The following is a 24007-nucleotide window of genomic DNA, read 5'->3' on the forward strand; positions in this document are numbered from 1 at the left end:
AGCTATTGATCGTGATAATGTGTCACGTAATTACATGAAACGTAAACCAGTACGAAATCGTAGGAGCTGAAATGGCTAGAGGCGGCATTAACCTGGCACTGGTGCGCAAAGCTCGCGAGGCGCTACTGTCCAGGGGGCAGAACCCTAGCATTGACGCGATCCGCATTGAGCTCGGAAATACAGGCTCAAAGACTACAATTCAGCGCTATTTGAAGGAGATTGAGTCACACGATCCTCGCCCTTCGGCTTCGCCATCGCGCTTGAGTGATGAGCTCACCGAGCTTGTGGGTAAGATGCTTGAGCGACTTCTGGTGGAAGGGAATGAAGCTTTGGCGAACGAGCGAGCAGCGTTTGAGCTAGAACGAAAGGCCATGAAAGCCGAGAGCAGTACACTTCAGGGACACCTGGAACAGGCACAGCGGGAGATCACCAAGCTGCAGTCAGCACTGCAGACTCAGGATGAGGAGCTCAAGACTGTTCAATCCAGTCTGCAAACCGAGATCACCCGTAACGCCCGGATCAGCCAGAGCTGCAGCGACCTTGAGGTTCGACTCCAAGAGAAGGACACCCAGATCCAATCTCTGGAGGAGAAGCACACGCACGCCCGAGAAGCCCTTGAGCACTACCGTGTAGCGGTTAAGGAGCAGCGTGATCAGGATCTGAGCCGTCACGAGTCTCAGATTTACCAGATGAAGCAAGAGGTGGCCGTCCTTCAGCAGACGCTGATGGTTAAGCAAGAAGATGCCACCCGAATGATCCGCGACAACGAACGCTTGATCGCCGAAAACCGCCAGCACGCCAAGGAAGCGAACCAGCATCGTGATGCTATCGAACTTCTAAGGGGCGACCTGGGCATCGCTAACGCAGCCACCGCGCGCGCGGAAGGCGCTAAAGAGCTGCTCTCTCAGCAACTGAAAGCCAAGGCTAAGGAGGCTGTTGACGCTCAGTCCGAGGCCGCCGCAGGGAAGCTGCGTGAGGCTGAGTTGACCCAGCAGCTTGCCAGTGCACAAGCCGACCTCGAAAGGATGGGCGACAGATCCTAGGGGAGGAGGCTAAGGGCATTCTCCTCGCTCTGCGCGTCCTCGCTAAGAAGCCGCGCTGTGAAGACTGCAGCCTGGAGATCAAGATGGCTCGAGGCAAACGACTTCATCAGGAGCGAGCGGGGAAGGGCCCAATCCCATTTTTCTCGGATCATGTTTTCGACGTTTTCTAAGATGGACTCTACATCTGAGATGTCCATCTGGCCGACGACGCGCAAAGCTCGCAACGTGTCCTCCTCACCGAAAGCAACCTCCAGGAAGAGTCCATTGTTTTCGCACTGAATGCCCACATGCCTGAGTAATAAGGCCAGTGCATCGTTGGTGTAATCCCCTCGCCAGGTCGCCACGTGGCTTACGCTAGCAGAGCCAACAATCGCCGTGCTATCCAGCCCTAGGGCACGGAAGTTACCCCGAGCCTCCTCCAGGAGGGCTTGAGCGTGTTTGTCCAAGAAGGGACAGGGGGTGGTTTCCATCAGCACATTTCGCATTTCAAGCCTGACGCGATCATCCAACTGCGCGCTTAGCCCATCAAACTGAGGGGGCTCGCCGCCCCGCGCCGGCGTGACCACGATAACCTTCGCCTCAAGGTCGACATCCTGAACCTGCCAGCGTTTGCCGCCAAAAATGATGCGTTGCCCCTTGGTCAGGGGTTTGCTGACGGGCAGCGAGCCAAGTGGTTTGCCATCCCGGAGCAAACGAAACTCTTCATCGCTCGTGAAGGCGGTGTAGAACTCATAGTGGTTGATCAAACGCTCCCCGAGTTCGCCTGGCAGCAGAAGTCCTGAGCTGTCCTGGACGATCAACTCCTTCTCACCCATACCTTTGAGCAAAGATAGGAAATCAGGCTTGGTGACGCTGGCAAAACTGCCGCTTGCTATGAGATTTCTCCATAATTGCGCCGCCGAGGCACCGCCGAGCTGAGCAATCGACGACAAGCACTGCTGCACCAATGTCGAGGCGTGTAAGCCTCCAGACCGAGGCGGTTCAAACCATCCACTGATCAGCAAGCGGATCATGGCGACCGTTTGGACAAGGCCCTCACGTAACTGATCGGAGAGATCAGACTGATCCGTTAAAGGGCGCTCTCGGCAGTACGCTCTGAGCATGGCAGGCTCACCGGGCCGACGACCTGAGCGGCCAAGCCGTTGCCTGAGACTCGCAACAGAGGGTGGGGAGCCGATCTGTGCGACCGTCCTTATGTTACCGATGTCGATACCCAGCTCAAGGGTGGTAGTGCATACGGCAGAAGCTGGAGGATCTCCCGCTTTCAACGCCCGTTCGGCATCCTGGCGCAGTTCCTTGGACAAGCTACCGTGGTGCGGCCAGAACTCGTTTGGCACTCCATCGTTCTCGCACAGTGAACGCAGACGGTCGGCAAACCATTCAACCTCCTGGCGCCTGTTGGGGAAGATCAGGTTGTTATGCCCCCTGAGTACCTTATACAAGTGACCTGCGATAGCCACTTTGGTACCTGAGGTGTCTTCCTTCTCGGCGCTTTCATCTATTGATGCATTTGCGGGGTGTTCCGCCACCAGTTGCTGCATGGGCTGTTCAATGTACCCACGTACCTGCACCTGGAGTTCCTGGCCAGAGGATTTCGACTCGATGACGGTAATGTCATCGGGGCGAACTGGCCTCAGGAATTTTCGGGCCAGCGACATCTCCCCAAGCGTCGCCGAAAGCCCTACACGAGGCAGGGCCCTACCTACGACAATCTCAACCCGTTGCATGAGCGATTGCAGCTGCTTACCGCGCTCACTGCCAATGAAGGCATGGAGCTCATCGACCACGATGTAGCGCAGGTTCTGAAAAGCTCCAGGCAAACTGGAGCCTCTGTTCACGAACAGCGCCTCGAGCGACTCTGGAGTGATCAGCAAGATGCCTTCGGGCGATTTCAGGAATCGTTGTTTCTTGCTTGCTGCCACATCACCATGCCAAGCAACGACGGGCAGCTCAAGCCGCTCGCACAGCCGGCTGAGTCTGTCCCACTGGTCGTTGATCAGGGCCTTGAGCGGGCTGATATACAGCACCGCGCCGGCGGGTTCGCTATCGTTGAGCAGGTTGGTCAGGATGGGGAGGAATGCAGCCTCTGTTTTACCTGCCGCGGTAGACGCTGCAATGATCACGTCGCGATCAGCGCCCACCAAGGCCGGTACCACCCACTCTTGGGCATCACGTAACGACGTCCATCCCTGTGACCAGATCCATTGCTGAACCTCGGGGTGCAGACGCTCAAAAGAAGAAGAGTCAGAGCTTGAAGGTGGCGAGCTCATCGTCGGCCTCTACTTCAAGATCCTGTTGCCCAGCCTCATCCTTGGCCAGCTCCACGGCACCCAGCAAAGTTCGCCAATCCGCCTCAGGGTTTTGCTCGATCACCGCGAGCAGGTTGATGAAAGCTGTAATGGTCGTGCGTGGCGTCCGGAAATACGCCTCGCCCAAGCGCTGGTTGCAGTGCGCCATGAAAGCGGGGATTGCTTCGTCCGGCAGCAAGAACTTCTCAGGTTCGCCGAAGGCGTAGACGTTACGCAGCTTCTGTAGCAGCACATAGAAGTCTTCTGGGGTCAGGCTGCTGAGTCGAATGACCGGCCCAGAAAGGTCGACCAGCCCAGACTTCGCAAAGCTGTTTTCCGCGAGGCGCGACTGCAGGGCAGGGTAGCTGTAGAGCCCGCGACGAGTGTCCATCAGAAACTCTGGTGTGCCGCCCAGGACAAAGCCCAGACCTTCAGCGGAGCCCTGCAGAGAATCGTTGAGGATGCGCAGAATCTGTTCGTAGTTGGCGTTACGGGCCTGGGTGTTTGCCAGCTTGTACAGGTTGACCAATTCATCCAGGCAGACCATCAAGCCGCCGAAGCCGGCCAGGCGCACAAACCTGGACAGCAATTTCAACTGATCGTAGACGGAGGCATCGTCGACGATCGTACGCACACCGAGCGCAGCCCGGGCATCGGTCTTGGTGGAGAATTCGCCGCGCAGCCAACGGATGGCATCAGCTTTGAGCTGCTCATTGCCTTCCTCGAAACCGCGGCAATAGGCAGCAATGACGTCGGCAAAGTCATAGCCGTTGACCATCTCGGTGAGCTCCGCCAGGTACTCACGAATGACCACCTCGCTCTCAACACCTTTGGCCTTGGCTTCCGTTTTAGCCTGTGAGATGAATTTCTCAACGATACCCTGGAGCGCGCCGCCATCGGGCTTGGTACGCGTGGCCATGTTCTTGGCCAGTTCGGAGTAAAGGGAGCGCGCCTGACCACCCGAAGCATGAAGACGACGGTCAGGATTCAAATCGGCGTGCATGGTGACGAGCTTGCGCTCCATGGCGATGCCGCGCACCAGGTTGAGAAAAAAGGTTTTACCTGCACCGTATTCGCCGACAACGACCCGAAATGCCGAGCCGCCATCCGCGAGACGATCCACATCCTTGAGCAGGGAATCGAGCTCGCCTGCTCGACCTACCTGGATCAGATGCTGCCCTACACGGGGCACAACGCCCGCACGCAGCGATTGAATGACCGCATCGCGATCCTTGGCTCGTATCTTACTCATAGTGCTAATTCATCCAGAATTTCGGGGTTGATTTCGATGGGGTCGTCGCCTTCAGTCACGGGCATGTCGAACAGCTCAAACGCTGTGTCGTTGATCCTTTCCAGAGCGCCATCCAACATCAGTTCCATATCACTGGCTGCGTCTTCCAGCTCAGCGCGGCTCCATTCAGTCCTAGAAACCAACAGACGAAGGAACGCGGAATGCTCGACGTCCAAACCATGTACGGTAGCAAGCTGTTCGGCGGTACTGCCTTCCTGTTCTTGGGGGGCTTCTTGTACCGAGGCATTAGGTGTTTCAGTAGGCGATTCTTCATTGAAGACGCTGGCCAGAAGCGCCGACACCTCTGCTGTTTCTTGTTGCAGACGAGCGACCTTGTCCATGTCCAAGGCAAAGCCTGAACCACTGCTTTCTGAAGACGGTGCCATACTGGTCGGCGCGCCAGTCGCAGTCATTGCCTCCACGACCTGGGAAGGGCGAACGGCTGCACTATGGAGGTCGCTGTAGACGAACTGCGGATCGAGAGCGAGCGATTTGTACACGCGCTCAAGCAGCTTCACTTCCTGCGGTGTCACCTCACCATCGGCTTGCGCTAGGTGGGCCAGGAAACTGGCAATTTTTCGTTTGGCCTCAAGGGGCAGCGGCTCAAGTTTCTTCTTGAGGCTTGCCAGCGTGGGCGGCTGCTTCAATTGAATCTGGAGATGCGCCTTCAAGCGTTTGCGATGCGCGACGCAGAGGTGATCCCATGAGTCAATGTGGCCTGACAGCAGATTCACCTCCTCAAGCGAGGTATCACCGTCTGCCGCAGCGACTGCACTGGCCAGATCTAAGGTCACAGCTGCAGCGCTGTAAGCATCGGTAGAGCGAAGAGTGCCTTCGTCAGAGTCCGCGGCGAAAAGCGCGATGGCGTCTTCTGCTTTGGGCGTACGGCTGCCAGAAAGAACATCGGGCTCCAGTCCAATTCGCTTGCTTTCCAAGGCCCGGGCGAGTGCGACGACTTTGTCGCGGGAGAGCGCGCCGGCTGATTTGAACCGGCCGGCCAGTTCACCGAAACTCATGCAGATGGTTTCGCCCCCGACGCGCTGCTCCAACTGCTCGAGTTCTGCTTTTGCTTCAGCAGGCCAGAGTTCTGTTGGCAACTGCAGGATAGCTTCCAGGCTATTTTCCGCGTCCGGATTGCGCCCCAGATACCGACTGAATGCGTCGAGCACAGCGGTGCATTCCTCGACAATGACCTGCAGCTTGTTGCGCGTTCCTGAGGTTGCCGCAACATCGGGAAGGTCACCTACGGCCACTGCCGGAATGTTCAATCCGGCGGAAGCAGGGCGATAGGCAATTTTCAGCTTGGTCTTGTTCTGAGGAAGCACGATACCGTTGGGGTAGCGCTTCGCAAATTCGTTTTTGAAGAGCGCTGCAAATTGCTCCGGGCACCTGGTCACGGGTGTACGCCTGGAAATGTTCGGTTCTGCAAGTGCCCAGGCCAATGCCCAGCTCGGGTTAAGTGGATACTTGTCCACGGCCATCTGGCCCAGCGCAACGCGCAGGGACATGGGCAGCTCATACCCATCTGCGGCGCTGGCAGCGGGCTCGCTTATGTAGCTCTGAGGCTGAACAGCGCCCGCGTCGATATGGGCGAGGAAGCGGGTAGCGTAGCCGCGGAAAGAATTGTTGTCGCCATAGAGACCAAGCAAGCGCTCGACCTCGGCCTTGATGGCTGGGATTTCTGCCTTGGCCTGAGGGTCAGTTGGTGCATCGATCAGTGCGCGGCGTTCAAGCCCGTAGAAAAACAGAAATACATAACCTGCATCGGCAGGCTGGCGGCGACCGCCTGCCAACCACTGTAGATACGCTCGCCGCGCCTCGGGCGTGATGCTCCTGTAGCTTGGCCAGTACGGCATCTGTCGCTCGGTGAGGTTCATCGGTGAGCGCGCGACACGAAGCGTGGCATCGATCAGGGACGGTTCAGATTGGCCGAATTGTGTCGCTCGCTCGGTGATGTAGAGCATTCCGCCTGGGATGGCCAACCCAGCCACGTTGATGGACTCATTTTCAGCCAGCCAACGAACCCCCATGGGCTTGGCACTTGGCTTTGGGATGGTGCAACTCTGACTGTCGCTGGACGAACCGACCTGGACGGTATGGAAGTCCCGCTCGCGGGTACTGGTATTGGTGCTGAACTGGACGGTGACAGTGGGGGAAGTTGCTTGTCGAGACGCGGCAGCGATCTCGGCAACAATGTCATCTTCAGGAACATAACGCTTTGCCCGGGAGGCACGTCTGACGGCCCATACCAATACGCCTATGCCCAAGACGACCCCAATGGCAATCCACACCTGTTTAGGGATCTGTGCCAAGAGGGCAATCACAATAAACAGGGCGTACAGAGCGATCGGCCCGCCGCCGCTCCCTTTGCGCTTCCGTGGCATATGTGTGTTCCGTATAGTTGGTAATGGCCAAGTGACATTCTTGCGGATTTTCCATGGCCGGCCAAGCCGTCTGAGCGAAGGATGTCAACTTAGCGACGAACGCCTATGCGCCAAGTCGTACTGGCAGTTGAGAGCTGGCTTCAGGCCGGCAACCTGCCGGAGCTGGACGGCATTTTAGATCGGGCAGATGCCGCGGAATGGGCATGCGCTTCACCGTTGTCCCTCGGAGGCTACCTTCATCCTCCGGTAGAGGACTCGCAAGCGATCGACGACATGGCGCTACTCATCCATTCGCTACCTGCCCCCAGGGTGCGGAAGGCTGTCGACGATCTTGCGTCTAGACCAGCTACGCGCGTAGTTCCAACGGAGCTTGAGCTTGTGGAAGCCCCGATTCCATTTGCTCAACCACATTTGGAGGCAATGCTTGCGACATTGAAGGAGCACCGCACACCTCAGAGCGCCAGCCGCTACTGGGAAGGTAATGCTGATCGAGAGTACGGGGTGAGAACCTTGAAGTTCTCCTACAAGCACACCTCTATCAAATGCCTACAGATCTCGCGGGAGCCCCGTGGGTGTTTAGAGGGTCGCCACAGTTTTCAATCGCAACTGCTGCTGCCTTGGCGAAGCTAACCCCGCGTGTCTATTACTTTCCGGATACCGATCCTCAGGGGTTGGCCAATAGCTTGAATGCCGCCAGTTGCTGTGGAGTCATAAGCTGCACAATCGCCGCTCTCAGTGAGCTCCGATCGAGAGGCTTGGATAAACCACATGATTATATGAACCAGCTCCGAGTGATGGACGGCCTGCTCAAAACAGGCCATCCCTTGGCATCGGTGCTATCCGAGCTTCGAACTGGATTCAGTCAGGAGTCGATGGCACGACAGCCGCTACAGGTCTGGCGTCATTAGATACTCTTCAGGGCTAACGTCTGAGCCATCGTTGGTGCAAATCACTCCTGCAGATCTAATGTCGCCCTCCTTGAGTGAAGGCGATATGGCATCATCGTGCATGTCGCTCTGCCAGCTGGATGAGAGCCCTGGATCAGTTATGCCTTGGCGCCACTCCATTTTTAGGTTAGGAAAGGATCTTCATGTACCTACGCACCCTAGACATAAAGGGCTTCAAGTGTTTTGGCGCGCCGTTCACGATCGAATTTCACGACGGTCTCAACGTCCTGGTGGGCGAGAACGGAGCCGGAAAAACAGGTGTGATTGCTGCGGTTCGCCAACTTTTCAATGACTCAGAGTCTGGCAAACGGCTGATCAACGAACGAGACTTTCACCGGGGATTCGATGAGGCTGCAGTAGCAGCTCAATCGATCGAGATCCAAGCTACCTTTTCTGACCTGGATCAAGATGACGCCGTCGCGTTCCGCGACTGGTGCGGCACAGGCGACGAGGCGAAGCTCACATTTACTGCCCTCAACATGGAATCCCGCGGCCGATTTAAAACCAATCTCTATGGCGGCGAAATGCGAGGCGCAGCGCTAGAAGGTGAGACCCTCGACCTCATTCATTGCATTTACCTGCCGCCGCTACGTGATGCAGAGACAAAGCTTAGGGATGGGCGCCAATCTCGCCTAGCGCGGCTGTTAAAAGCGCTGTGCCGCAAAGAGCTCGATGTAGCGAGGCGGGAGGGGAAACCTCACCCCTTGGAGGAGCGTGTCGGTGCGTTCAACCAGGAGCTTTCTGAGAGCGATAAATACGCTATAAAGCAGGCCAACGAGCGCATTGGCAAGAGTCTTAGGGCTGCGTTGGGAATGCACCTATCTCAGAGCACGCTGATCCAATTCTCGGAGGTGAGCTTCTCTCGCATCGTTGAAGGCTTGCGGCTGCTCTACTTCCCAAACCTGTCGAAAGCCGAGGCTACTCAATTCCGGGCGCTGGAAGAAAACAGCCTGGGTTACAACAATCTGCTGTATATCGCTTCCATCTTGGCAGAGCTGACCTTGGAAGTGGAGGAGGAGCGGGGAGAGGAAACCTACCTGCGGCTCCTGCTGATTGAAGAGCCTGAAGCCCATTTGCACCCCCAGTTGCAAATTCGCCTTCTTAAGCATCTGAGCACCATGGCTAAGGACAAGGGCATTCAGGTGATCATTACCACCCACTCCACGGTCATTTCATCAGCCGTATCGGTTGATGAAATCATTCATCTCTCCAATGCCGGCGCCCCTATCGCGATTCCTCTGCGAACGTGTGGACTTCCCGAGCCCAGCAGACAGTTCATTGACCGCTGGCTTGATGTCACCAAGTCCAACCTGCTTTTCTCAAAAGGCTCCATTCTCGTTGAGGGAATCGCTGAGGCGATGGTGATCCCTGAGCTAGCCAAACGAGTGCTCGCCGAGTACGGCGAGGGTATGAACACCCTTGAGGACTACGGAGTCTCCGTCATCAATCTAGGAGGCATCTACTTCAAACACTTCATGCAGCTGTTCTGCGATGTGAGTGATGAGAGCACAGGGGAAAATTTGCCGGTACGCTGTGCTGGCCTGACCGATAAAGACCCGCCCAAGACAATCAAGGTTGACGGCAACGGTGACAAGAAAATTTCGATTGACTATGTACCGCATGACGACAATCTGAGGGAGGGAGAAAACCATGCGCTTGCTCTGACTGCCAAAATTGGTCAATCGCAGTTCGGACGGCTTTACGCAGGTAAATACAAAACCTTTGAATACGACATTGCCATGGAAGGCTCGAACCTAAAAATGATGCTCACCATCGCCGCCAAACTCTGGCCTGCGCAGGAAGGAACGGTGGCTCCCGAGCTTCGAGAGAGAGCGAAGCTAGATTTTGGTGTTATGAAGAGTCCAGAGCGAGCTGGCCACGCCATAGAGCTGCTTAATCGTATCGACTCCACAAGTATCGGCAAAGGGATCTTCGCTCAGGCTTTCGCCGATGCACTGGAAAAGCAAGATGGTGACTTCGTTGTACCAGCTTACATCCGTGATGCCATTCTCTGGGCGTGCGGGCTCGATGAAGCACCTGCGAAATGATCAGCCTGACAGATGAGCAGAAAGCCTACATCGGCGCGCCTTTAGATCGGCATATATACCTCAAAGCTTGCCCTGGCAGCGGCAAGACAGAGGTTGTCGCTGCCATGGTAGCTAAGGTCGTCGAGGAATGGACTCGTTTCCCTGCTGGAATAGCGGTTTTGACGTTCTCAAACAGCGCAACGCACGAGGTGAAGGATAGATTGGTGCGATATCTAGGGGAACCGTTAGGCTTCCCGCACCTAGTCTCGACCTTCGACAGCTTTGTTCATTCACGAATGGTCGCAAACATCGCAAGTGAGGTTACTGGTTATCCTGGGAAAGAGGGGGATAGCCGGATCAGGATCTTGGAAAACAAAGCGGACATCTTCCACACACGAACAAAAATTTGTGGTCGCACAATCTCTGCCTGCAAGTACAACTATGACCTGCATAGTCGAAAATTCACGTTCTCGACTGGCGTACGTACAAGGGATACGCAGCTCAACGCTGAGGTGCTCAGCCAAGTCTCTCAAGACGACTTGATTGAGACGAAGAAACGCTTTTGGGCTGCTGGCTTTGCAACCTACAGAGATGTGGATGTGATAGCGCTGAGGGCCTTTCAGCGGCCTACGCTGGCAGGCTATTTCCAGCGGCTGGCGAAGCGCTTTCCACTCGTCATTGTCGATGAGTGCCAAGACCTATCGGCAGAGCAGTTAGCAATAGTGCGCAAGCTACACTCACTAGGTGTCAAGTTCCATTTCGTGGGCGATTTGAACCAGTCGATCTATGGGTTCAGAAAATCCAATCCAGAAAATGTGAGGGCACTCCTAACTGAGCTTGGTTTTGCAGAGTTACCTCTCACCGCCAATTGGCGAAGCGGGCAACCCATAGTGGATCTGTGTAGCGACTTGCTGCGGATTGATCGAATCGTCGGCAATCCTGCTATCGCCCCCATTAAGCCGCTTCTGCTTCAGTATTCAAAATGCCCTTCAGAGCTGTTGCCGAGAATCATCGAGCTCACGAAGGGGCACAAGGAGGTTGTCGTTGTAGCTCGTGGGCATAGTACGCTCCAGCGGTTTCGAAAAGGTGACGATTTCAAAGGAGTTGAGATACTGGCTCTCGCATGCGTATCTGCCGAAAGCGGTAGCAACGCAGAGCTAAACGTCGCGGTTGGCCTATTTGCTGAATGGCTGGCAGATAAGCTCTCCCTCCAAGTAACAAAGGCGGGGCCGCATTGTCCGGTCGAGGTCGAGTCCAAGCTTGCTTGGCGGAAATTCATTCATGAGTGTTTGAAACACCTATTGAGCGCAGGTGCTGGCAACCTGGAGCTTACATGGAAGCAATGGGCAGCTCTGACCAAGCGTGCCCTGCAGGCTCTACCAGACCAGCCGTTTGTACTAGCTGAGATAAAATCTGAGCTTGACCCTCTGAGAGGACTAATCCTTAGAGCCCCCGACAATCAAGGAGACACTGCGTTGAGCGTGCGACTTGGCAAGGGCGTAGCTGAGCAAGCCGTTGTTGACGCTTTGCGATATGAGACCATCCACCAGGTCAAGGGAGAAACCCATGATGCAACAGTGGTCGTGTCGTCACTTCAGAAGGGTAGGCATCTTTCTAATTGGCAAGAGTGGCTTGCCGATCCAAAATCCGAGGGTGCGCGATTTGCGTACGTAGCTAGCTCTCGTCCGCGCCATGTGCTCATTTGGGCAGTAAAAAAGCTCAAAGCTGCAGACAAAGAGATGCTAACTCAACTGGGGTTTGAACTCGCTTGAAGTCAAAGCGATCCTACAGCAATTACCTCGCAGACCGTCTCCTGCTGCTAGTGCCTGCTGACTGCCTGCCTCGCGAACTGGTTGGGAGACGGCTAGACGATGACTTAGGGGTTTGAGGGCTTTGTTGGTATATCGGACGGAGGCCCTCTCGCAGCCTCCGTATCCTTTGGCACTAGGTTTCTTACTCGTTGTTGGCCAACCGACTCAATAGCGTCCTAGCTGTCACCAGAGCCAAGTGCAGTCTTAAGGTTGAGTGATCTTCATCCGAAAGTCCTTTGTGCGAGCCATCCGAATGCAACATTTTCAGTAACCCGTTCAGCATTCCTTTCCCATCCTGATTCCATTCTGAACGACTCTCGGAGAGAAAACCGCACTTCGCTAGGGCTTGGAACCCGTTGTTCAGGGAAGGATTTCCGGGTAAGTAAGCGGCCGCGATTCGTGTCGCTATTTCCAAGATAAGGCTTTCAAGGAATGTCCTGATCTGGGCATTGGCAGCAGCCCAATCACCCCTTGTATGGGCGTCAATCGCCTGGTCAAGGTGGCCGCAAGATCTGGAGAAGCCGAAGTCTTTCAGGTGCCGGTGCACTTGGTCATCACCAGCAGCCAAATCCACATTTCGTGGCAGGCTTCGTCTCAGCCATGGCGGATTCCCTTGACCACAGTCTCCTGCGTCCCATGAGACCGTAAAGCCATCTCGCGCTAGGCATCGCTCAAGTTGACTCTGCTCCGCGTATCTGGCAGGCGAACTCATGAGACGAACTGCCTCTCGGACTACAGCCTCGCCAAGAGTCATTTGCCCTTCGCGGGCCCAGAAAACTCGCTCCGCATGCTCTAATAGTGCTTTATTGAACACCACTCTCTTCTTCGATACGGACAAGTCACTTCCTGAGGGCACCCATCGTTCCAACTCGAGGCGCTGAACCATCAGGTCAAAACCAGCGCTTGTCCCTGCTTCCTGTATCAGGTCTGAAGCTGCCAGCAGCGTTTGGCGAGTGAAATGCAGTTGATCAGACATCACGTACCTCAACGTGTAGTAGTTGCTCGATCACAAGCAGTTATGGATCCTTTGCATGAATACCTTCCCTGCACCATCATCAGCTCATACCGTGCCATTTCAGGCTATGAAGGCACAAGACCGAGACGCCTCGGATACGCCGAATCAAAATGGATTGAGCAGCGAACACGAAGAAGTGATAGCTACAAAAACTCAGCCAAAAGCCTCTAGGATAAGAGGTTGAATGACGGTGGCTGGCCCATGTAAGAAGTGCTCCTGATTACTGATTTCGAAGCGTACAGGATTGACGTGTACCACTGTAGCTCCCGTGCTGAGCGCTCTTAACGGAAGCTCCGCGGCCGGATACACGACACCAGATGTACCGATTGAGAAGAACAGATCACATTCGCCGGCCGCCTCCAGACCTGCGCTCCAGGCCGACTCCGGAAGCATCTCCCCAAACCAGACGACTCCGGGCCTGATATATCCGTCACATGTCTCACACCGCGGTGGCTCAAGGCGGCATCCATCCCCAGGCAAATCATCAGAGGGAAGGGGCGTCATGTGAGCATTGCCGCAGTCGATGCACCTAGGTGAGTGAAGGCTGCCGTGAAGGTGGATCACGTCTTGGCTCCCAGCACGCTCGTGCAAGTCATCTACGTTCTGAGTCACGACTGTCAGCTTAGGAAAGTGCTGAGCGAGTTCTGCTATCGCGAGATGTGCTGCATTCGGCTGGGATTTGAGCACTTTCAACCTACGCCATTCATACCATCCCCAGCAAAGGCTCGGATCCGCTCGGAATGCCTCGGCAGTTGCTAGTTGGCCAGGATCGAATCGAGACCAAAGACCGGTCAGCGCATCTCTGAACGTTGGGATTCCACTCTCTGCCGATACGCCGGCGCCGGTGAAAATGACAACGTGCCTTGCCTCCTGCAACAGCTTAGCGATGGTAGTGAGCGGCATTGAGATGTCCTGGAAATTCGTTCCCTTGAGGTTGCCCGAGCCTACCTGTTTGGTCATTGTGCGATGCTGAAGGATCGAGCAGCAGTGTTTGTGTAAGTCGTATAAGTGTCCAGAAAACCAAGCTGGCGCTAAGAAGTAGGTCAGACCGTGCAGGAGCGGTTCACATCAAAAAACTACTGTATACATATACAGCATATCTATCAACTCCGGAGAAACGCACACCGATTGAGCAGATTTTGCATCGCTGGCGCTGGTAGAACGGCACGGAACCGGACTTGCCGTCAAAGCCCCATCATTTCTCGTAAGCCCCAAACCACGGGCCTTCCAGGCTAATTTATCTGCCTTTTCTGGACAGATATGAGACGGCAGCGGGCTCTGAGTATCAGATCTCCCGGGAGGGAAAATAACGCTGTATGTATATACAGCTTGCCCGCGTTAGGACAAATCATTGTGTCCCATGGGGGTAGGCGCGCCGTTTTCCAAAATGCTAGGGTGAAGCTCGCGAGAAGCCATCCACACCATCTCCGAGGCACCAATGAAAAGGACAGGAAGTCGCCAGCGCGCCAGGGAAAGCATCGTCAGAATGATCGCAAAGATCCAGAAACTCGAGGCAGCCCGTCACTCTGGACAACCTGGAATCATTGAACGACTGAAGGGTATGTTTGGAGCCGCGTTCAGGACACAGCAGGGTGTCGAGTCGAACCGGCAAGTACAGTAGGGCAGATGACTTTGCCGAGCATGGCTTACGTGCCAATTTTCTAGGGAAGAACTGTCCGAGTTCTTGAGCGGCCTGCTGGCGATGAGGCAAGAATCAGCACTCTTGATCAATCGCTGGCACCTATAGCCTTGTCGCCACTGAACGATCCATGAAACTACTCGACCTGAATCTGGTACGGGTACCGCGTGCAAGCGGAGCGCGCAAGGCGTGAGGATCGAAGCCCGGAGGGCCAAGACGAAAGCGAAGCGGCCGGCTTGGTTCACGAGAGCCGACCCAACGGGCACGCCCTGGAAAGCCCTGTATGCCTACCTACTCGTCGAGTTCCAACCGACATACCGCCTTACCACACCGGGTCAAAATGAACGTATGACCTTGCTCTGCGAGCTTGAGCACGCGACGAAAGCGTCGACGCGCCTGGCTGATGCTCATCACGTATTCCATAAAACCTTCTTAACCTAACAATCGCCGAAGAAGCCCTTCAACCTGTGTGTTCTCATACCTGGTATATAGCTCGTCGAGCTTGGCGCCCCGACGCTCACCAGTCGCAAGGCTCAGCCCATGCAGCGCGTTAAACAGCCGTTGCTGCTCCTCAACGCCTTCGCGAACGTCTTGCCACATCGAATTGACCAGCTTCACCACCGACTCCAGCTCCGCAGCCATTACCTGTGTCTCGATGAGCTTGTTACTGTTCACAGTGGTCTTGAGAGCCCCGGCACGCCGCTCAAGCTCCTGAAGCTGCTCACTCAAGGTCTCCGCCTGGTAGACCGACGTAGCAACACCATCAATGAAGATTTTGTCTTCCTGAATGCTGTAGATGGCCAGCGAACCGTCGGCGCCTCCGGTGACATCTAGCGCCAGCACGTTGCCTAACTTCAGCGGCCGCGGAATCCACGTATGTCCGGTACAGACTCGCCACACACCCGGGACGCCGTCACGATGGTGTTTAACGATCCGATCTCGCCCCCACAGGGCGATCTCCTCCATCGCGGGATTGTCGAGTTGTTCGAGGAAGGTCGGCCAGGCCATGCCTGCCGGCACATCTGCGTGCACAACGCCGACGACGCCCCGACTCGACGCAACCTCGATCGCGACCGGAAGACTCCGAAGCTTCTCGATGATCATCGCTTTTGACTCATCAGCGATCGTCATCCACCAGCCCGCGCCATGCGCGGAATAGCGAGCCTCAGGATTAGCGTCATAAGCGTCGATTAGCATCCGCTCATGGTTGCCCTGGACACTAAAGAACCAGGGCTCGCCGAGCAGCTTTAGCCCATCCAATACACCGGGCCCGCGGTCGATGAGATCCCCCACAGCGATCAGCCGATCCTTGGTTTTATCGAAGCCCAAAGCGTGCAGTCCGCGGTGCAAATCAATCGTCTTGAAGTGAATGTCCCCGACTACAAAGTCGCGACCATGGGGATTTTTTGGAAGCTGGAGAACCTTAGAATTCATGGGGCAGGGTACGTCTCCGGTGCCGTTGCCGGCAGGTCGATAACCCGACTATTTTCCGCTTATCCAACGCATACGTCGAGGAAAGCTGCCCCGTCAGCAACGCCTCACGTAATGATCCCAAATGGGAACATTAATGGCGTTTTTATGGGTTAATGATCCCAAACGGGGACACTATGGGTGGCCTTGATCTAGCGTTTCGCTTAAAAATTTGCAGGGAGGCTAGGGTAATTCGCGAGCCGGGCTCGCCCAGACTCATTGGCTTGTCACCAAAGCGCGTAAGAAAAGAGGCAATTTATGGATCGCGAAGGCCCTGGTACTCCAGGCAAAGCTCCGGCATCACCCAATCATGAACAAGCGTTTCCGACGACCGCTTCTGAGCGCCTTCAACTGGCACTCGATGCTGGCGCCATCATCGGAACATGGGTGTGGGACATTCCGGAAAACCGGGTCACCGCCGACGAGCGTTTTTCACGATCATTCGGGCTGCCGGCGGAGAATTGCCTGGCAGGCATTCCGATCGAAGAGGCATTCTCCTCAATTCACCCAGATGACCGTGATCGTGTCTCCGCCGACATCCAGGAAGCGATGAGTCGTGGTGGAGCATACCGGTGTGAGTACAGGGTGCGGCAAGAAGATGGTAGCTATCGGTGGATCGAGGCAAATGGCCGCGCCGAGCTCAACTCAGAAGGCCAAGCTGTACGCTTCCCTGGGTTTCTCATGGACATCGAGTCACGCCGCTCTGCCGAGGCGGAGCGTGACAGGATGTCAGCCTTGCTCCGGACTTTTACTGCTGCAGTGCCTGGAGTCGTCTACGCCAAAGACTTGGAAGGCCGGCTCCTTGTTGCCAACCATGGAGCTACCCAGCTCATAGGCAAGCCACCAGAGTTCTATCTAGGCAAAACCGATTTGGAAGTTCTGGAAGACAAGTCTCAGGCACGCCAAATCATGGAAACTGATCAACGCGTGATGCATGGCGGGAAGGCCGTGCAAATTGAAGAGCGTGTCGACATGCCGGATGGCACTGCTACCTACTGGCTTTCGATCAAAGCTCCTCTTTGCGATGAGCACGGCAGGGTAATGGGGCTCATTGGCTCATCCATCGATGTTACCGCGCGAAGAAATGCCGAGTCGGAGCTTTTACAGCTCAATCGCACCTTAGAAGCGAGAGTCGAAGAAGCCGTGGCCGAGCGAGAGCGAGAGGCAGCCCAGGCAGCGCTCCGGCAATCGCAGAAGATGGAAGCAGTCGGGCAGTTGACCGGGGGTATCGCTCATGACTTCAACAATTTACTGGCAGGCATCACCGGAAGCCTGGATCTAATCAAGCTTCGATTGAAGCAGGGGCGTGTCTCCGATGTCGAACGGTACCTGACGGTGGCCCACGGGGCGGCCCAAAGAGCTGCATCCCTGACTCATCGGCTCTTGGCTTTCTCTCGTCGCCAGACGTTGATGCCCGTTCACATCGATGTGAACACCCTCATCAGAGATATCGAGGAGCTGATTAGCCGGACAGTGGGGCCAAAAGCCCAGCTCAAGGTGGAACTTAATGCAATTTCGAGTACCTGTCTGGTCGATCCGGCCCAGGTGGAGAACTCGCTGCTGAACCTGTGCATCAATGCTCGTGATGCCTTGGAAGGTGGAGGTTCTATCTCAATCAAAACGTATAACGAGGAGCTGGCGCTTGGCACAGAACTGGATCCGGAGCTTGCAACCGGAACCTACTTCACGATTTGTGTTTCCGACGACGGTGTCGGCATGAGTCCAGAGACGCTTACTCGAGCATTTGAACCGTTCTTCACGACAAAACCTGTCGGGGCAGGCACTGGGCTTGGGCTGTCCATGATTTACGGCTTCGCCAAACAATCAGGAGGCCAGGTCAGGATCGAGTCAGAGGAGGGCAACGGAACCCGGGTGTACCTTCAGCTACCCAGTCATGAAGCTGAGGCCGCTGCTTCAGCTCGCTCCGAGCCATCGAATGAGTCGCCAGTGATTTCGTCAGGAGAGACAATACTGGTTGTAGATGACGAGCCCTCCGTCCGCATGTTCGTGAGTGAGGCCTTGGGTGGCTGCGGGTACATCGTGATTGAGGCGGCTGACAGTCTTGCCGGCCTTCAATTGCTCCGCTCGGATACCCGCATCGATCTACTTGTCACAGACATTGGCCTCCCCGGTGGAATCGACGGCAGGCAGATGGCCGATACTGGCCGTGGTACCAGGCCTGGGCTGCCTGTCTTGTTCATGACTGGGTACGCGCAGCCGCATGTCCTGGACAACGCTCAGCTGGAGCTCAAAACGGCTGTCCTGATTAAACCATTCGCACTCGAAGCATTGACGCTGCACGTTAATGCCTTGCTTAGGGACGGCTAAGGGCCTACTGCTGTATAGAGTGCCTGCAAAGGTGAGGGGTCGACTACGATCAACCTCACCCAAAATGACCGCACATGGGAGTGGAAGTCATGCAAATGGTACCCGTTCGATCGTCAGCTATCACAGCTGTAGGCTACGATCCAGACACCCGCAGAATGAAGATCGCATTCAAGCAAGGTCGCACCTATGACTTCTGCGGCGTGCCTCCGGAGGTTCATCGAGGGTTGATGAGTGCCGGATCTGTGGGAGCTTATTATGATCGGGTGATCCGCGACCGTTATCAGTGCTGATCGTCAGCCAACTGTTGCCCATCGTCTAGGGTTTCCCCGCGACAGCGTTTGCAATAGTGGAGGTGATAGTGACCTTGAGCTTCCAAAAATGAAGAGAACACTTCTGGGAATGGCGGAAGCAGGCGAACCATTGCTAAGGGAAGCGCTAGAAGCAATTCGGGCCTACAACGAAGCACAGGCTCAAGCGCGGCCTGCAGCAGAAATTGAGCGCCTTCGCCTTGAAGCTGATCATCTGTATCAGACCGTGATCGACTTTCAGCTGCACAAAGCCGGCACTTTACGCCGGCAGGTGCACTAGCGTCAGCGGTGAAGGTCGGCCAAGCTCTTTGGCCACGCTGGTTGATACGTCATGCTGACTACGGCCTGCTTGGTAACAGCAAACACCCCAACGATAGCATTCACGTTGTCTGAGCCTGTTAGTACGTGAAGGCCAACTCGGTCTGCACTGAAGTCTGCTCCCCGGGTTTAACTGCGCGGGACTGGCGGCGACCAGGCAATTGAATTGTGCTTGAATCTTCCAGCTTGATGCTCAGTCCAAGCAAGCCACCATCATGCTGAAGCTCATCAAGCTCGGCTCGCATTTTTGACATCAAGTCCGATGCTGACCTTCCAGTGTCCTCGCTCAGTGTCAGCGTGAGAAGCGTCAACGGGCTCAGCTCGAGCCGACTGCTGATCTGTTCAAGCTTGTCCAGAGTGATGCTTGATTTCCCTAATTCAAGCTTTGATAGGTAGGTGCGGCTGGTCGTGTCAGCAAAGTCCCGCTGTGTGATATTACGCTTGCTGCGCAGTGCACGAAGCACGTTGGCGAAGGAGGCTTTGAGCGTCATGCTTCGTTCTCTGCATTTTTGGCCATTTTGATAGGGGGCTACGTATCCTGCCTGTAGCCTATCATGGCTGGATAGGAGCACTCGAATGTAGAGGTAGCACCGCACCGCTAATTCGCAGCGCAGAAAGAATGTGAGGTTGTACATATGCAGCGAAACAAACGGCAACCAGTCCTGCCCGATGATCCTTTGTATCAGCAGGCCATAGAGGCCATGAAACGCTACGATCAAGCCAAAGCGGATGGGAAGCCAGAAGCTGAGGTGGAACGCCTGCGTTTAGAGGCCGAGTACGCATTTCAGTCAGTCACCGACTACCAGCTTGAAGCGCTCGGAGGCCCGTCGCCGACACGACATTAGGACTGATCGACAAAGAATCATTGCCCGCTTATCGCAGGGTGCAAGGTACCTAAATCTTCGTTGCGTGGATTGCCTGTAGGGTTGAAACTCCGGTGAGAGGTGCGTTTCAGGTAAGCGCTGACGGACGACAGCAGTCAAAGCCGTCAAAGCCAAGCAGGCGAAGGCCGACCAAAGTGAGGTGGACTAACCGTGGCTAATTCAATCGAAGCGGAGCGTCGACTTAGACGGCTGCTTTGGGCTCTCTCCGATCTCCGCCCTGGCGACCCTAAAGCGGTAGCTGTCCTCCGAGAGCTGAATCTGGTCGAGCGCGACCTTTGCGACGTGTCTTTGACCTGCAAACATCTCCTCGACCTGGTCACTAAATCTCCTCGACCCTCAGGCCGCTTGGTCGTTGACGAGCATACGATCCCGACTCCTTGGCGGGAGCGATTCGCCCAAGCAAGCATCGGGTCTACCCGAGTTGCCGCGGGCCCGTACTTGGATGACTTTGAGAAGTTCGTCGAGGAATGGGGGAGGGAGATGACCCATCTTCAGGCGCATCGGGATGCGGCCCGTTCAGACTGAGCTTCCACACCTATTGCTGCAGCAGCCACCTGATGACGAGCTCACAGGCCCGGGTGTGTAACGTAGTTTTTGGAATGTAACATCGGTCACGTTACATTCCAAAAACCGTGTTACAAACCTTGAAGTCTGGCCGTTAGGGCAGAGCGTCGCTTTGCTTCAGCTAAGTGCTCTTTGAGCTTTTCAATGCTCATGACCTCGGATCCACGATGCACCACCGCATGGCAGTTCGGGCACAGCGGGATCAGATCCTTTATCGGATCAAGCTTGTACTCGGCGCCGATCGTACTCAGAGGAACGATGTGGTGGACATGGATGAGTCCCTCGGCAACCTCGCCATAAACCAGTCCGAAATCAAATTCGCACGCATAGCAAACCGCTTTGTAGTGATCAATACATGCGGCCCTAGCCTGAGCGCTACGCTCATAGGCATTAACCTTGACCTCTCGGACGGCGCCCTCGAGATACAACTCGGGCTTACTGACCTCTTCAGGGAGTGCTGGCATCGGTGGCTCGTCGCACGCAAACCACTCGCCATCCTGCTTCAGTAGCCACTTACGAAGGATGGAGCGCTCAAAGTCTTTGATCTTTGCAGGGCCCGCACCGTCCTCATCCTGGCGCTCATCTGAGTGTGTAATCTTGAACGTATAGAGTTCGTATCCTTCCTCTCCAACCAGCCTGAGATGCTCCACGCTCTGCGGATAACCATGGTTACGACGCCCATTCTCGATTTCCCAATCCTCGCTGAGGATCAGTGTACGACCGCCACTTATGTGGATATCCCATGCGCCAAAAATGATCTTGCGCTCTTGGTGATTCACAAACGACCAGCTCCAATTCCAATTTCTGCATGTCGCTCCCAAGGATAGGATGAACGCTTTGCGGTTTGGGTAGTACGGAGTGGTCATGCGCAGATCCTGGCGTGAGAACCGTAAGGGTGGTGAGGGACGTGCGGAACGTGACGGAGTCGACAACGTTAGCGCTTCGCTTATAGCATCAGGCCACACGGCCATCAAAGCGCCATGCAAAAGCACTTCGCCAAGGAACGTCGACTGTGATCACAAAAATCCGTATCCGTGGGTACCGCATCTACAAAGATTTCGAGCTCAAGCCCAATCCCGGCGTAAACATCCTGGTCGGTGACAATGACGCCGGGAAGTCCACATTGATGGAGGCCATTTCGCTGGCGCTGAACGGCCGTATAGGTGGACGGGGGATCCTCGAAGAACTGAATCCACACTGGTTCAACACTGAAATGGTGGCTGAGTTTCTCGCACTTCGGAAAGCAGGGAAGACGCCTAAGCTTCCGGAAATCCTGATTGAGCTTTATCTGCAAGATGTAGCTGATTTGCAGATGCTACTCGGCGCGGTGAATGCGGACGTGCCTACCAACGTGTGCCCGGGGGTATTCCTCTCCATTTACCCGAACGAGGAATATCAGGACGAGCTGGATCAGTGGCTCAAGGATCCTTCACACCTGCTGCCCGTTGAGTATTACACCTACGAATGGCGGTCGTTTGCTGACAACGAGCTCACTCGGCGCCCACGGGCGCTGTCGGTGGCCACGATCGATTCTCGGACGGTCAAGTCCGCTGCCGGGGTCGATTACCATCTTCGGCAAATTCTGAGCGATCACCTGGAGTCAGCCGAGAAGGCGCAAATCTCGCTGGACTATCGAGGCGTCAAAGCATCCATGACTGAAGGGGCGCTGGCGCCGGTGAACAAGCGGCTTGCGGGACTTGGCGCTGCTCTACAGTCTGAGCCTATGGCTCTGGCTATGGATCAGACCTCTCGAACAGCCTGGGATAGCGTGGTGACGCCCCACGTCGATGGCCTTCCATTCGCGATGGCTGGTCAGGGGCAGCAAGCCGCAATCAAGATCTCCCTCGCGATGAAACGGCATTCTTCAAGCGTGAAAATCGTGATGATCGAGGAGCCTGAAAACCACCTCTCACACACCAGTCTCACGACTCTGCTCGATCGTATTGAGGATTTGGCGACAGAGGAGCAGCAGCTCTTCATCTCTACCCACAGCACTTACGTTTTGAATCGTCTCGGCCTTAACGCTCTGCTACTGCTCCACCGCAACAGCGCCGCGAAGATCACGGAACTCGATCCAACAACGGTGAGCTATTTTCAAAAGCTCCCGGGCTACGACACCCTCCGCCTCGTACTGGCGAGAAGAGTAGTCCTGGTTGAAGGGCCATCCGACGAGATCATTTTCGAACGTGTCTATCAAGATCTCTACGGGGCTCGCCCAATGGCCCATGGCGTTGATGTCATCAGCATGCGCGGGCTAGCACTGGCTCGGTGCCTAGAGCTTTGTGCTGCCATCAACAAGCCGGTCGCTGTAATGCGAGACAACGATGGCATTGATCCAAACGAGCTACGTGAACCAGTTGAGAAATGGCTGGAAGCGAAGCGCAGAGATCTGTTCATCGGCGACGTTATCCACGGCAAAACGCTCGAGCCGCAACTCATCACCGCCAACGGTGAACATCAGTTACGGAAGACGTTGGGCATCAAAGATTCAGCCGACTTGCTGACGTGGATGACACGCGAGAAAACGGAAGGGGCGATTCGGATTGCTGTGTCTGACGAAGCCCTCAGCCCACCGCCCTACATGAAGGCTGCGGCGGAGTTCATTCACAATGCCTAACCATCTGACCCTGGCGGTCGCCGGCGGGAGAAAAACCCAGGGCCTCGTAGATCACTGCAAAGGATTGCCCAGTGACCGCCGCGTCCTTGTCGCCACGTTCACCCAGACAAATCAGCAAGAGCTTTCCCATCGGCTACGAGCTCAGGCTGGCGATCTCCACAACATCGAGGTACTGGGTTGGTACACGTTTTTGCTTCGCCACTTTGCGAAGCCGTTCCTGCCGGTGAAATTCCCCGGTGAACGGGTAGGGGGCTTCAATTTCGAAGGGCGCCCTTACAGGTTCGCCAAGGGCAAGCAAAGGTTCATGGATGGAAGCAACCAGGTCTACGGCTGCGAGCTCGGCCGCCTGGCGCGCGAGCTAATGGCAGAAACACCTGCGCTGCTTCGTCGCTTAGAGCACCTCTACGACGAAATTCTGATCGACGAGGTTCAGGATCTTAGTGGTTACGACTGGGAGATCATCCATGATCTGCTGCAGTCCCGAATCGACGTTCGCATGGTCGGTGATGTACGCCAGGCCGTGCTGTCGACCAACCCGAGGGGGCAGAAGAATAAGCAGTATGGCTATGCCGGCGCTCTCGAATGGTTTCAGGAGCGAGAGCAGGGTGGGCTGTTGAGTATCAACTACGCGACGGTCACCTATCGGTGTCGGACGGAGATCGCAACGTTCTCTGACACCATTTTTGATGAGTCTTGGGGTTTTCCTGGCACCACCTCGGAGAACCACGAGGTCTCAGGCCATGACGGTGTGTTCTTGGTGCACTCGAAGCACGTTGTCCAGTACGTTGAGCGGTACCGCCCTCAGTGCCTTCGCGCGATGGCTGGTTCAGGCAAACAGTTCTCCCTCGACTACATGAACTTCAAGGTCTCCAAGGGCGCGACGTTCGAGCGTGTGCTAGTCGTACCTACTGGGCCGATCGAGGCGTTCATCCAGAAGGAGACTTGTCTTGAAGCTACGTCTGCGGCCGCGTTCTACGTAGCAGCAACGCGTGCAAAACAGAGCCTGGCGATCGTGATCGATAAGCCGGGCAAGTCGACGCTGCCGGTCTGGGAGCCCTGACTACTTCAAAATA

Annotated in this window: 17 protein-coding genes and 1 pseudogene; 10 read left to right on the top strand and 8 right to left on the bottom strand. The window is 55.6% G+C overall.

Annotated features, from left to right (window positions below):
- The first annotated feature begins 71 nt into the window (after positions 1-71).
- A complete protein-coding gene (locus tag FEM01_RS03005) occupies positions 72-1043 on the top strand; it encodes a DNA-binding protein (RefSeq protein WP_138217786.1) in 972 nt (323 codons plus the stop codon).
- On the opposite strand, the gene FEM01_RS03010 is transcribed toward FEM01_RS03005, so the two are convergent.
- Genes FEM01_RS03010 through FEM01_RS03020 form a run of 3 tightly spaced genes read right to left on the bottom strand, consistent with a single transcriptional unit; the run spans position 1040 to position 7006 of the window.
- Positions 1040-3244 carry a DEAD/DEAH box helicase gene (locus FEM01_RS03010; RefSeq protein ID WP_171030906.1) on the bottom strand — a complete coding sequence of 735 codons (2205 nt, stop codon included), beginning with the start codon at positions 3242-3244 and terminating at the stop codon, positions 1040-1042. The two genes, FEM01_RS03005 and FEM01_RS03010, sit on opposite strands and share 4 nt — an antisense overlap.
- A 43-nt stretch (positions 3245-3287) precedes the next feature.
- Positions 3288-4583, bottom strand: coding sequence for an ATP-binding protein (locus FEM01_RS03015; protein WP_138217788.1), 1296 nt, complete (start codon positions 4581-4583; stop codon positions 3288-3290).
- Complete coding sequence (locus FEM01_RS03020; protein WP_138217789.1) at positions 4580-7006, bottom strand: TerB N-terminal domain-containing protein; 2427 nt, start codon at positions 7004-7006, stop codon at positions 4580-4582. The genes FEM01_RS03015 and FEM01_RS03020 overlap by 4 nt, the downstream gene beginning before the upstream one ends.
- Before the next feature lie 515 nt (positions 7007-7521).
- Here FEM01_RS03020 and FEM01_RS24610 point away from each other — a divergent pair.
- The 3 genes and pseudogenes from FEM01_RS24610 to FEM01_RS03030 form a co-directional block, all read left to right on the top strand.
- Positions 7522-7914 (top strand): annotated as a pseudogene (locus tag FEM01_RS24610) (DUF7281 domain-containing protein); the annotation flags it as partial.
- Positions 7915-8096: 182 nt separating this feature from the next.
- Positions 8097-10001, top strand: a complete 1905-nt coding sequence (locus FEM01_RS03025; protein ID WP_138217790.1) for an ATP-dependent nuclease — start codon at positions 8097-8099, stop codon at positions 9999-10001.
- On the top strand, positions 10001-11752 hold the full coding sequence (locus tag FEM01_RS03030) for a UvrD-helicase domain-containing protein (protein ID WP_138218162.1): 1752 nt from the start codon (positions 10001-10003) through the stop codon (positions 11750-11752). Before FEM01_RS03025 ends, FEM01_RS03030 begins: the two co-directional genes overlap by 1 nt.
- A 181-nt stretch (positions 11753-11933) precedes the next feature.
- Here the strand turns inward: FEM01_RS03030 and FEM01_RS03035 are convergent, their stop codons facing one another.
- The 3 genes from FEM01_RS03035 to FEM01_RS03050 form a co-directional block, all read right to left on the bottom strand.
- On the bottom strand, positions 11934-12767 hold the full coding sequence (locus tag FEM01_RS03035) for a hypothetical protein (protein WP_138217791.1): 834 nt from the start codon (positions 12765-12767) through the stop codon (positions 11934-11936).
- Positions 12768-12959: 192 nt separating this feature from the next.
- On the bottom strand, positions 12960-13709 hold the full coding sequence (locus FEM01_RS03040; protein WP_138218163.1) for an SIR2 family NAD-dependent protein deacylase: 750 nt from the start codon (positions 13707-13709) through the stop codon (positions 12960-12962).
- Positions 13710-14877: 1168 nt separating this feature from the next.
- Positions 14878-15879: a metallophosphoesterase gene (locus tag FEM01_RS03050; RefSeq protein ID WP_138217793.1), complete on the bottom strand. Its 1002-nt coding sequence runs from the start codon at positions 15877-15879 to the stop codon at positions 14878-14880.
- A 294-nt stretch (positions 15880-16173) separates the two neighbouring features.
- Here FEM01_RS03050 and FEM01_RS03055 point away from each other — a divergent pair, with 294 nt between their 5' ends.
- The 3 genes from FEM01_RS03055 to FEM01_RS03065 all read left to right on the top strand — a co-directional run bounded on the left by FEM01_RS03055 (position 16174) and on the right by FEM01_RS03065 (position 18831).
- Positions 16174-18243 carry a hybrid sensor histidine kinase/response regulator gene (locus tag FEM01_RS03055; protein WP_138217794.1) on the top strand — a complete coding sequence of 690 codons (2070 nt, stop codon included), beginning with the start codon at positions 16174-16176 and terminating at the stop codon, positions 18241-18243.
- A gap of 95 nt (positions 18244-18338) precedes the next feature.
- Entirely contained in the window at positions 18339-18533 is a 195-nt protein-coding gene (locus FEM01_RS03060) for a KTSC domain-containing protein (protein ID WP_276610504.1), read from the top strand.
- 88 nt (positions 18534-18621) lie between these two features.
- Positions 18622-18831, top strand: coding sequence for a hypothetical protein (locus tag FEM01_RS03065; RefSeq protein ID WP_138217796.1), 210 nt, complete (start codon positions 18622-18624; stop codon positions 18829-18831).
- A gap of 118 nt (positions 18832-18949) precedes the next feature.
- Here the strand turns inward: FEM01_RS03065 and FEM01_RS03070 are convergent, their stop codons facing one another.
- Positions 18950-19360, bottom strand: coding sequence for a helix-turn-helix domain-containing protein (locus FEM01_RS03070; RefSeq protein WP_138217797.1), 411 nt, complete (start codon positions 19358-19360; stop codon positions 18950-18952).
- A 144-nt stretch (positions 19361-19504) separates the two neighbouring features.
- Here FEM01_RS03070 and FEM01_RS03075 point away from each other — a divergent pair, with 144 nt between their 5' ends.
- On the top strand, positions 19505-19714 hold the full coding sequence (locus FEM01_RS03075; RefSeq protein WP_138217798.1) for a hypothetical protein: 210 nt from the start codon (positions 19505-19507) through the stop codon (positions 19712-19714).
- A gap of 674 nt (positions 19715-20388) precedes the next feature.
- On the opposite strand, the gene FEM01_RS03085 is transcribed toward FEM01_RS03075, so the two are convergent.
- Positions 20389-21183, bottom strand: coding sequence for an HNH endonuclease (locus tag FEM01_RS03085; protein ID WP_138217800.1), 795 nt, complete (start codon positions 21181-21183; stop codon positions 20389-20391).
- Between the two features lie 146 nt (positions 21184-21329).
- On the opposite strand from FEM01_RS03085, the gene FEM01_RS03090 reads away from it, so the two are divergent.
- The gene (locus FEM01_RS03090) at positions 21330-22934 is read left to right on the top strand and encodes an ATP-dependent nuclease (RefSeq protein WP_138217801.1); all 1605 of its coding nucleotides are present in this window, start codon (positions 21330-21332) and stop codon (positions 22932-22934) included.
- Positions 22927-23994, top strand: coding sequence for a UvrD-helicase domain-containing protein (locus FEM01_RS03095; RefSeq protein ID WP_138217802.1), 1068 nt, complete (start codon positions 22927-22929; stop codon positions 23992-23994). The genes FEM01_RS03090 and FEM01_RS03095 overlap by 8 nt, the downstream gene beginning before the upstream one ends.
- Positions 23995-24007: the final 13 nt, after the last annotated feature.

Origin of the sequence: Pseudomonas mosselii (assembly GCF_005796105.1) — a bacterium.
Taxonomy (GTDB): Bacteria; Pseudomonadota; Gammaproteobacteria; order Pseudomonadales; family Pseudomonadaceae; genus Aquipseudomonas; species Aquipseudomonas mosselii_C.

Coding starts and splice junctions, on each gene's coding strand:
- FEM01_RS03005 (WP_138217786.1), top strand. CDS start 72: ATGGCTAGAGGCGGCATTAACCTGGCACTGGTGCGCAAAGCTCGCGAG.
- FEM01_RS03015 (WP_138217788.1), bottom strand. CDS start 4,583: ATGAGTAAGATACGAGCCAAGGATCGCGATGCGGTCATTCAATCGCTG.
- FEM01_RS03020 (WP_138217789.1), bottom strand. CDS start 7,006: ATGCCACGGAAGCGCAAAGGGAGCGGCGGCGGGCCGATCGCTCTGTAC.
- FEM01_RS03025 (WP_138217790.1), top strand. CDS start 8,097: ATGTACCTACGCACCCTAGACATAAAGGGCTTCAAGTGTTTTGGCGCG.
- FEM01_RS03035 (WP_138217791.1), bottom strand. CDS start 12,767: ATGTCTGATCAACTGCATTTCACTCGCCAAACGCTGCTGGCAGCTTCA.
- FEM01_RS03040 (WP_138218163.1), bottom strand. CDS start 13,709: ATGCCGCTCACTACCATCGCTAAGCTGTTGCAGGAGGCAAGGCACGTT.
- FEM01_RS03050 (WP_138217793.1), bottom strand. CDS start 15,879: ATGAATTCTAAGGTTCTCCAGCTTCCAAAAAATCCCCATGGTCGCGAC.
- FEM01_RS03055 (WP_138217794.1), top strand. CDS start 16,174: ATGGATCGCGAAGGCCCTGGTACTCCAGGCAAAGCTCCGGCATCACCC.
- FEM01_RS03060 (WP_276610504.1), top strand. CDS start 18,339: ATGGTACCCGTTCGATCGTCAGCTATCACAGCTGTAGGCTACGATCCA.
- FEM01_RS03065 (WP_138217796.1), top strand. CDS start 18,622: ATGAAGAGAACACTTCTGGGAATGGCGGAAGCAGGCGAACCATTGCTA.
- FEM01_RS03070 (WP_138217797.1), bottom strand. CDS start 19,360: ATGACGCTCAAAGCCTCCTTCGCCAACGTGCTTCGTGCACTGCGCAGC.
- FEM01_RS03075 (WP_138217798.1), top strand. CDS start 19,505: ATGCAGCGAAACAAACGGCAACCAGTCCTGCCCGATGATCCTTTGTAT.
- FEM01_RS03085 (WP_138217800.1), bottom strand. CDS start 21,183: ATGACCACTCCGTACTACCCAAACCGCAAAGCGTTCATCCTATCCTTG.
- FEM01_RS03095 (WP_138217802.1), top strand. CDS start 22,927: ATGCCTAACCATCTGACCCTGGCGGTCGCCGGCGGGAGAAAAACCCAG.